This is a genomic window from Bifidobacterium sp., assembly GCF_050874245.1.
Lineage (GTDB): Bacteria > Actinomycetota > Actinomycetes > Actinomycetales > Bifidobacteriaceae > Bifidobacterium.
Genome location: NZ_JBNMKH010000166.1, coordinates 1 through 1,872, shown reverse-complemented (window position 1 = coordinate 1,872; position 1,872 = coordinate 1). Strand labels below are relative to the sequence as shown.

At 61.0% G+C, this 1,872-nt stretch carries 2 protein-coding genes; both read right to left on the bottom strand.

The window, feature by feature from the left end:
* The coding region (locus tag ACR0P8_RS09535) for a beta-galactosidase (RefSeq protein ID WP_432624828.1) at positions 1–527 on the bottom strand (527 nt) is incomplete at its 3' end.
* Between the two features lie 79 nt (positions 528–606).
* A partial coding sequence (yicI, locus tag ACR0P8_RS09530) for an alpha-xylosidase (RefSeq protein ID WP_432624827.1) occupies positions 607–1,872 on the bottom strand: 1,266 nt, incomplete at its 5' end.

The window sequence follows — 1,872 nt, the reverse complement described above, 5'->3', positions numbered from 1 at the left end:
GGTCCGTACTTGTTTTTCAGCCACGTACGGAACGCTTCGGCGCAGTGGTCGCAATAGCATAGGCCGCCACCGCCACCGTATTCGTTGCACACATGCCAGTCGACCAGTCCGGATGTGCCGGCGTAGCGTTCGGCGACATGCGCTGCGAGCGCACGGGACGCCTTACGGAAGTATGGCGATGTCGGGCAGAAGTTGTGCCGCCCTCCGAATACGTGACGGGTGCCGTTCTGCTCGGTACGGATCGTTTCGGGATGCAGACGCACCATCCATCCGGGCAGCGCCGCGGTGCCGGTCGCCATCACGATGTTGAAATCATGCTTGACCAACAATGCGACGATTTTGTCGAGCATGCTGAAATCGTAACGGTCTTCGGCCGGCTGCAACAGCGCCCATGAAAACACGTTGATGGTGACTTCGTTGATATGGGCGTCTTCAAGCATGTCAAGGTCATGCTCCCAGGTGTCTTCCGGCCACTGCTCCGGATTCCAATCGCCACCGAACAGGAAATGGCCGAACGTCGGTTTCATCGCAGACATTCTCCTTGTGCGTCAAAAAAACGCCGGGCTCCACCGCGAAATGCGTGGAAGCCCAGCGTCAGTCGTCATATCACGCATGCAGCGGATCGGTGCCGGGACGTGCCAGGACCGGCAGGGTGTGGTAATCGTACTGCTCGGTGTACCACTTGCCAGGCTCGTACGCGGTGCCGGTGATGATGTTGGTCCACGGCTGGCCGCTGCCGTCGTCCGGCACGTAGAAGCGGGCCACGCCGTCCTCGCGGAAGATCGGGGCGACCAGCAGGTCGTCGCCCAGCATGTACTGGGTGTCGATGTCCTCGCAGGTAGGATCGTCCGGGAATTCAAGCACCGTGGCACGCATCATCGGAACGCCGGTCTCGTGGGTTTCCACGGCCATCTTTTTCAGATACGGCTTGAGCCGCAGCTTGAGCTCGGTGAATTCGCGGGCCACGTCCACGGCCTCGTCACCGTACAGCCACGGCACCTTGTAGGCGGTGGAGCCGTGGTAGCGGGAGTGGGAGCTCAGCAGGCCGAACTGCGTCCAACGCTTGTACAGGTCCGGGCTCGCCTGGTCTTCGAAGCCGGCGATGTCGTGGCTCCAATAGCCGAAGCCGGACATGCCGAAGCTCAGGCCGGCGCGCAGGGATTCCGCCATGGACGGATAGTTGGAGGAGCAGTCGCTGCCCCAGTGGACCGGGAACCGCTGGCCACCGACGGTGGCGGAACGGGCGAACAGGATGGCCTGATCGGCGCCCTTGGTTTCGACGAGCACGTCATACACGGCCTTGTTGTACAGGTAGGTGTAGTAGTTGTGCATCAGTTCCGGATCGGAACCGTCATAGTACTTCACGCCTTCGGTGGGGATACGCTCGCCGAAGTCGGTCTTGAAGCAGTCGACGCCCATGGCAACGAGCTTCTTCAGGTAGCCCTGGTACCACTTGGTGGCCTCCGGGTTGGTGAAGTCGACGATGGCCATGCCGGCCTGCCACTTGTCCCACTGCCAGACGGAACCGTCCTCGTTCTTGATGAAGTAGCCGTTCTTGGCGCCTTCCTCGAACAGCGGGGACTTCTGGCCGATATAGGAGTTGATCCACACGCAGACCTTCAGGCCACGGTCGTGCAGCTTCTTGAGCAGGCCTTCCGGATCGGGGAACTTGGACTTGTCCCAATCGAAGTTGCACCATTCGAGTTCCTTCATCCAACGGCAGTCGAAGTGGAACACGGACAGAGGAATGTTGCGCTTCGCCAACACCACCGGCAGGCTCTTCTCGCTATCGGCGATGTTCCCCTGGCGAGCCTTCCCCTGCTCGCTCGTCCTCGTCGTCATCGACGTACTCGCGGCCGGCCTGTCATATTT